Annotated in this window: 4 protein-coding genes and 2 pseudogenes; 4 read left to right on the forward strand and 2 right to left on the reverse strand. The window is 48.9% G+C overall.

Annotated features, from left to right (window positions below):
- Window positions 1–84 precede the first annotated feature (84 nt).
- From ACTHS8_RS08990 to ACTHS8_RS09000, 3 genes and pseudogenes are all read left to right on the forward strand, one after another.
- A pseudogene (locus ACTHS8_RS08990) lies at window positions 85–2195 on the forward strand (TonB-dependent receptor).
- A 170-nt stretch (window positions 2196–2365) separates the two neighbouring features.
- Window positions 2366–3061 carry a thiol:disulfide interchange protein DsbA/DsbL gene (locus ACTHS8_RS08995; protein WP_254321154.1) on the forward strand — a complete coding sequence of 232 codons (696 nt, stop codon included), beginning with the start codon at window positions 2366–2368 and terminating at the stop codon, window positions 3059–3061.
- A gap of 141 nt (window positions 3062–3202) precedes the next feature.
- Window positions 3203–3502, forward strand: coding sequence for a hypothetical protein (locus ACTHS8_RS09000; protein WP_440373509.1), 300 nt, complete (start codon window positions 3203–3205; stop codon window positions 3500–3502).
- A gap of 102 nt (window positions 3503–3604) precedes the next feature.
- On the opposite strand, the gene ffh is transcribed toward ACTHS8_RS09000, so the two are convergent.
- Window positions 3605–4975: a signal recognition particle protein gene (ffh, locus tag ACTHS8_RS09005; RefSeq protein WP_003684000.1), complete on the reverse strand. Its 1371-nt coding sequence runs from the start codon at window positions 4973–4975 to the stop codon at window positions 3605–3607.
- A gap of 182 nt (window positions 4976–5157) precedes the next feature.
- Here ffh and ACTHS8_RS09010 point away from each other — a divergent pair, with 182 nt between their 5' ends.
- Window positions 5158–5970, forward strand: a complete 813-nt coding sequence (locus tag ACTHS8_RS09010) for a cytochrome C assembly family protein (RefSeq protein WP_440373510.1) — start codon at window positions 5158–5160, stop codon at window positions 5968–5970.
- A gap of 36 nt (window positions 5971–6006) precedes the next feature.
- On the opposite strand, the pseudogene ACTHS8_RS09015 reads toward ACTHS8_RS09010, so the two are convergent.
- Window positions 6007–6211: pseudogene (locus ACTHS8_RS09015) on the reverse strand (hypothetical protein); the annotation flags it as partial.

A 6211-nucleotide genomic window follows, 5' to 3' on the forward strand; every position in this document is an offset into this window, starting at 1 on the left:
ATGTTAAATATAATTAAAAAAAACTATTCTCATTTATTATCCGAGGCAATATAATTCGGCTGTTTTGTTAAATTGAGTATAAAAATGCAAATACCATTTCATTTGGCTTTATTACCCACGCTGATTATCGCTTCCTTCCCTGTTGCTGCCGCCGATACGCAGGGCAATGGTGAACATTACACCGCTACTTTGCCCACTGTTTCTGTGGTCGGACAGTCCGATACCAGCGTACTCAAAGGCTACATCAATTACGACGAAGCTGCCGTTACCCGCAACGGACAGCTCATTAAAGAAACGCCGCAAACCGTCGATACGCTCAATATCCAGAAAAACAAAAATTACGGCACGAATGATTTGAGTTCTATCCTTGAAGGCAACGCCGGCATCGACGCTGCCTACGATATGCGCGGCGAAAGCATTTTCCTGCGCGGCTTTCAAGCCGACGCATCCGATATTTACCGTGACGGCGTGCGCGAAAGCGGGCAGGTGCGCCGCAGCACCGCCAACATCGAGCGCGTGGAAATCCTGAAAGGCCCGTCTTCCGTGCTTTACGGGCGTACCAACGGCGGCGGCGTCATCAACATGGTCAGCAAATACGCCAACTTCAAACAAAGCCGCAACATCGGTGCGGTTTATGGCTCGTGGGCAAACCGCAGCCTGAATATGGACATTAACGAAGTGCTGAACAAAAACGTCGCCATCCGCCTCACCGGCGAAGTCGGGCGCGCCAATTCGTTCCGCAGCGGCATAGACAGCAAAAACGTCATGGTTTCGCCCAGCATTACCGTCAAACTCGACAACGGCTTGAAATGGACGGGGCAATACACCTACGACAATGTGGAGCGCACGCCCGACCGCAGCCCGACCAAGTCCGTGTACGACCGCTTCGGACTGCCTTACCGCATGGGGTTCGCCCACCCGAACGATTTTGTCAAAGACAAACTGCAAGTTTGGCGTTCCGACCTCGAATACGCCTTCAACGACAAATGGCGCGCCCAATGGCAGCTCGCCCATCGCACGGCAGCGCAGGATTTCGACCATTTCTATGCAGGCAGCGAAAACGGCAGCCGAATCAAACGCAACTACGCTTGGCAGCAGACCGACAACAAAACCCTATCGTCTAACTTCACGCTTAACGGCGACTACAACATCGGCCGTTTTGAAAACCACCTGACCGTAGGCATGGATTACAGCCGCGAACACCGCAACCCGAACTTAGGTTACAGCCGCGCCTTTTCCGCTTCCATCGATCCATACGACCGCGCAAGCTGGCCGGCTTCGGGCAGATTGCAGCCTATTCTGACCCAAAACCGCCACAAAGCCGACTCCTACGGCATCTTCGTCAAAATATCTTCTCCGCTACGCCCGATTTGAAATTCGTCCTCGGCGGCCGTTACGACAAATATACCTTTAATTCCGAAAACAAACTCACCGGCAGCCACCGCCAATACAGCGGCCATTCGTTCAGCCCCAACATCGGCGCAGTGTGGAACATCAACCCAGTCCACACACTTTACGCCTCGTATAACAAAGGCTTCGCGCCTTATGGCGGACGCGGCGGCTATTTGAGTATCGACACGTCATCTGCCGCCGTGTTCAACGCCGACCCCGAGTGCACCCGCCAATACGAAACCGGCGTGAAAAGCAGTTGGCTGGACGACTTCCTCAGCACTACGTTGTCTGCCTACCAAATCGAACGCTTCAATATCCGCTACCGCCCCGACGCGCAAAATGATCCCTACACTTGGGCAGTCGGCGGTAAATACCGTTCGCGCGGCGTGGAATTGTCCGCCATCGGGCAAATCATCCCCAAAAAACTCTATCTGCGCGGTTCGTTGGGCGTGATGCAGGCGAAAGTGGTTGAGGACAAGGAAAATCCCAACCGCGTGGGCATCCATTTGGACAACATCAGCAACGTTACCGGCAACCTGTTTTTCCGTTACACACCAACCGAAAACCTCTATGGCGAAATCGGCGTAACCGGTACAGGCAAACGCTACGGTTACGACTCAAGAAGCAAAGAAGTGACTACGCTTCCAGGCTTTGCCCGAGTTGATGCCATGCTCGGCTGGAACCATAAAAATGTTAACGTTACCTTTGCCGCTGCCAATCTTCTCAATCAAAAATATTGGCGTTCGGATTCTATGCCGGGTAATCCGCGCGGCTATACTGCCCGGGTAAATTATCGTTTCTGATGAAATCAGGCAAAGGCCGTCTGAAAATAAGGCTAATTATCTAAGTCATATTTCAGACGGCCTTTATAAAGGCTGAAATAAAACTAAACACATTTTTTCACTCAAATTGAACACGCCTTCAACAAAATGCCATAAAATCCGCACATTGATTTGAATGTAAAGAGATACCTATGAAACTGAAAACCTTAGCTTTGACTTCATTGACCCTGTTGGCATTGGCCGCTTGCGGCAAACAGGCTGAAACCAGCGTTCCGGCAGACAGCGCCCAAAGCAGCGCATCCGCTCCGGCAGCACCAGCCCCATTGACCGAAGGCGTGAACTACACTGTATTGTCTACGCCTATTCCGCAACAACAGGCCGGCAAAGTTGAAGTATTGGAATTCTTCGGCTACTTCTGCCCGCATTGCGCCCATTTGGAGCCGGTTTTGAGCGAACACACCAAAACGTTTAAAGACGATACCTACCTGCGTCGCGAGCATGTCGTGTGGGGTGACGAAATGAAACCTTTGGCACGTTTGGCGGCCGCAGTGGAAATGGCCGGCGAATCAGATAAGGCCAACAGCCATATTTTCGATGCGATGGTTAACCAAAAAATCAACTTGGCCGATACCGATACCCTGAAAAAATGGCTGTCCGAGCAAACCGCGTTTGACGGCAAAAAAGTATTGGCTGCATTTGAAGCGCCCGAAAGCCAAGCGCGTGCGGCTCAAATGGAAGAATTGACCAATAAATTCCAAATCAGCGGCACACCGACCGTTATCGTCGGCGGCAAATACCAAGTTGAATTTAAAGACTGGCAGTCCGGCATGACCACGATTGACCAGTTGGTGGACAAAGTACGCGAAGAGCAGAAAAAGCCGCAATAAGTTGAGGATTGAATGAGTAAGGATTTCGTGCTCCTTCCACTTTGTTTTCCTTTACTATGCTGAAAGATCCAAACAATGTGTGATTACTGTTCTGACCTGCGACCTACCGTTCGTATCAGGGTTCCGAAAGAATTATCGCAAATGTTACTGCGAGCCTCTGATCGTTTAGCAGACGGCACGCTCATCGACATTACCCCAGCCTACGACAAAGTTTATGGTCCCAGCCTTGATTTTGCTAAAACCATCGCCAATAGTGGTTACATTACCCATATTGATTCTCAGGGGAATCGTGACATATATGGTTGGAACGATTTCGTGGTACATTATTTTCAATGTACGCACTGCAATGCCGTTTTCAGGCTTGGTGCCGAAACCTACCATGGTAGTGGTGGCCAATGGGAAATGTTGGAAGAGGCATCGGTACGCTATGAAAATCCTTAAAAGGAATAGATTTCATAGTTATATGTGAATAGTAATTCTTGCTAGAGTAAAAACAAAAACGCCGTCTGAAACTTTTCAGACGGCGTTTTCTGTCAAATCGGTTTACAAACCCGGGAACATTCCTTTCATTCCCTTCATGCCTTTGGCCAAGCGCATCAGTTTGCCCAAGCCGTTGCCGCTGAACATCTTCATCATTTGTTGCATTTGTTCAAACTGTTTGAGCAATTTGTTTACTTCCTGCACGGTCGTGCCTGCACCCATTGCAATACGGCGTTTGCGGCTGGCTTTGAGCAGGGCAGGGTTGGCGCGTTCTTTTGGAGTCATCGAGTTGATGATGGCTTCTACTTTGCCCATCGCTTTTTCAGCTGTACCTTCGGGGATTTGTTTCGATATTTGACCCAGTTCGCCCGGCATTTTCGACATCAGGTTTTCCAAGCCGCCCATATTGCGCATCTGTTGGATTTGTTCTTTAAAGTCATTGAGGTCGAAGCCTTTGCCTTTTTGCAGTTTTTTCGCCATTTTGGCGGCGGCTTCTTCATCAATACCTTTTTGAACGTCTTCAATCAGGGTTAATACGTCGCCCATGCCGAGAATACGGCTGGCAAGACGGTCGGGGTGGAAAGGTTCGAGGCCGTTGATTTTCTCGCCGACACCGATAAATTTAATCGGTTTGCCGGTTACATGGCGTACGGACAATGCCGCACCGCCGCGCGAGTCGCCGTCCATCTTGGTTAATACGACACCGGTCAGCGGCAGAGCTTCATTAAATGCCTGAGCAGTGTTCACCGCATCCTGACCCAACATGGCATCGATAACGAACAAAGTCTCAACCGGGTTGACCGCCGCATGAAGCGCTTTGATTTCGTTCATCATCTCTTCATCGATTGCCAAACGGCCGGCGGTATCGACCATCAAGACATCGTAAAAATGTTTTTTGGCGTAATCGACGGCGGCAGTCGCAATCTCAACCGGTTTTTGGTTGGTATCGGATGGGAAAAAGTCCACGCCGACCTGTTCGGCCAACAGGCGCAGCTGTTCAATCGCGGCAGGGCGGTAAACGTCGGCAGATACCACCAAAACTTTTTTCTTCTGATCGTTTTTCAGCAGGCGGGCGAGTTTGCCGACAGTTGTTGTCTTACCGGCACCCTGCAAACCAGCCATCAAAACGATGGCAGGCGGTGAAACCGATAAATCCAGCGTTTTGTTTTCCTTGCCCATCAGTTCGACTAAGGCTTGGTTGACCACGCCGATAAAGGCTTGGTCAGGCGTCAGGCTGCCGACGACTTCTTGGCCAAGGGCCTGTTCTTTGACTGTGTTGACGAATTCTTTAACGACGGGCAATGCAACGTCGGCTTCCAGCAGGGCAAGACGAACCTCGCGCAAGGCTTCTTTAATATTGTCTTCGGTCAGCGTTGATTGGCCGCGAATATTTTTAAGTACCTTGCTGAAGCGGTTGGTCAGGTTGTCTAACATACTTATCCTTGATAATGAGAATAGCTGCCCAATACAGGGCATTCTTTGTTAAAATAAAATTCGGATTATTTTACACGATAGTCCGAAGTTATGCTTCAAGAACACAAACACGCACAGCAAGGCCGTCTGAAACCCTGCCGGCTGCCCATTTAGTGTTCACACGTCTATTGAGAAAGATATTTATGCCGATTGTCTTAATCTGCCTTATGCTGGTGTATGCTGGATTGGGCGCATTTTCCTGGGTGCAACATAAAAAGCACAATAATAAGTCTTACCCGCTGAAAACCGAGTTGCTGATTTTGAGCGGCGCATTATTGGTACATGGTGCAGCATTGATGTTCCCGGTATTGCAGGATAGGGTATTGATTACCGGTTTTGGTTATTCGCTCAGTCTGATAGTTTGGCTGATGTTGATGATGTACTGCCTGGGCAGCTTCTTTTACTGTCTGCGCGGGGTGCAGCTCTTATTGTATCCCTGTGCCGCATTGACCTTATTGTTGGGTTTCCTTTTCCCGGGTAATTTTTCAGGCCGCCAAATCGTAGATTTATTGCCACTGTCACACATTGCATCATCATTGCTTGCATACGGACTATTTGGCATCGTTACCTTATTTGCCATTCTGATCCTTTTGCTCGACCGCAATCTGCACAAACGCCGTTTTTCCGCATTGGTCAGCTTCTTGCCGCCATTATTGAGTTTGGAAAAACTCATGTTCCAAGGTATGTGGGCAGGATTCGTCTTATTGACCTATTCAGTTATCAGCGGTACGTTTTTTGCAGAAACCGTTTTCGGCAAGCCGATGACCTTCACGCATAAAACCATCTTCAGTATTATGTCGTGGCTGATTTATGGCGCATTATTGTTGAAGCACAGCATGACCGCATGGCGCGGTAAAAAAGCCGCAGTTTGGACTATTGTCGGATTTGTCAGTCTGATTTTGGCCTATGTAGGCAGCAAATTCGTCCTAGAAATTGTCCTTCAACGCATTGGATAAATAGAAATCATAAAAAAGGCCGTCTGAAAGAGCAATTCAGACGGCCTTTGTTTTGTGTTTTTTGTATGTATGGATAGCGTAGGAAGGTTGTTGGAGTTTTTTATAAAATAAAAACCCTGTTAAAACAGGGTGGTGGTTAAATTTCTGAAAATAATTTCGAGAAAGGTGTTGACTGGTTTTGTTGTGAGGCGTATAGTTCGGTTCTTCGCTGCTGACGCGGTGAAGAAAACGAAGCAGACAG

Source organism: Neisseria sp. P0016.S008, assembly GCF_051957775.1.
GTDB classification, from domain to species: domain Bacteria; phylum Pseudomonadota; class Gammaproteobacteria; order Burkholderiales; family Neisseriaceae; genus Neisseria; species Neisseria flavescens_B.

What these genes read in the sequence shown, in the direction of transcription:
- ACTHS8_RS08995 (WP_254321154.1), top strand. Translation starts at nt 2,366, where the DNA reads ATGAAACTGAAAACCTTAGCTTTGACTTCATTGACCCTGTTGGCATTG.
- ACTHS8_RS09000 (WP_440373509.1), top strand. Translation starts at nt 3,203, where the DNA reads ATGTTACTGCGAGCCTCTGATCGTTTAGCAGACGGCACGCTCATCGAC.
- ffh (WP_003684000.1), bottom strand. Translation starts at nt 4,975, where the DNA reads ATGTTAGACAACCTGACCAACCGCTTCAGCAAGGTACTTAAAAATATT.
- ACTHS8_RS09010 (WP_440373510.1), top strand. Translation starts at nt 5,158, where the DNA reads ATGCCGATTGTCTTAATCTGCCTTATGCTGGTGTATGCTGGATTGGGC.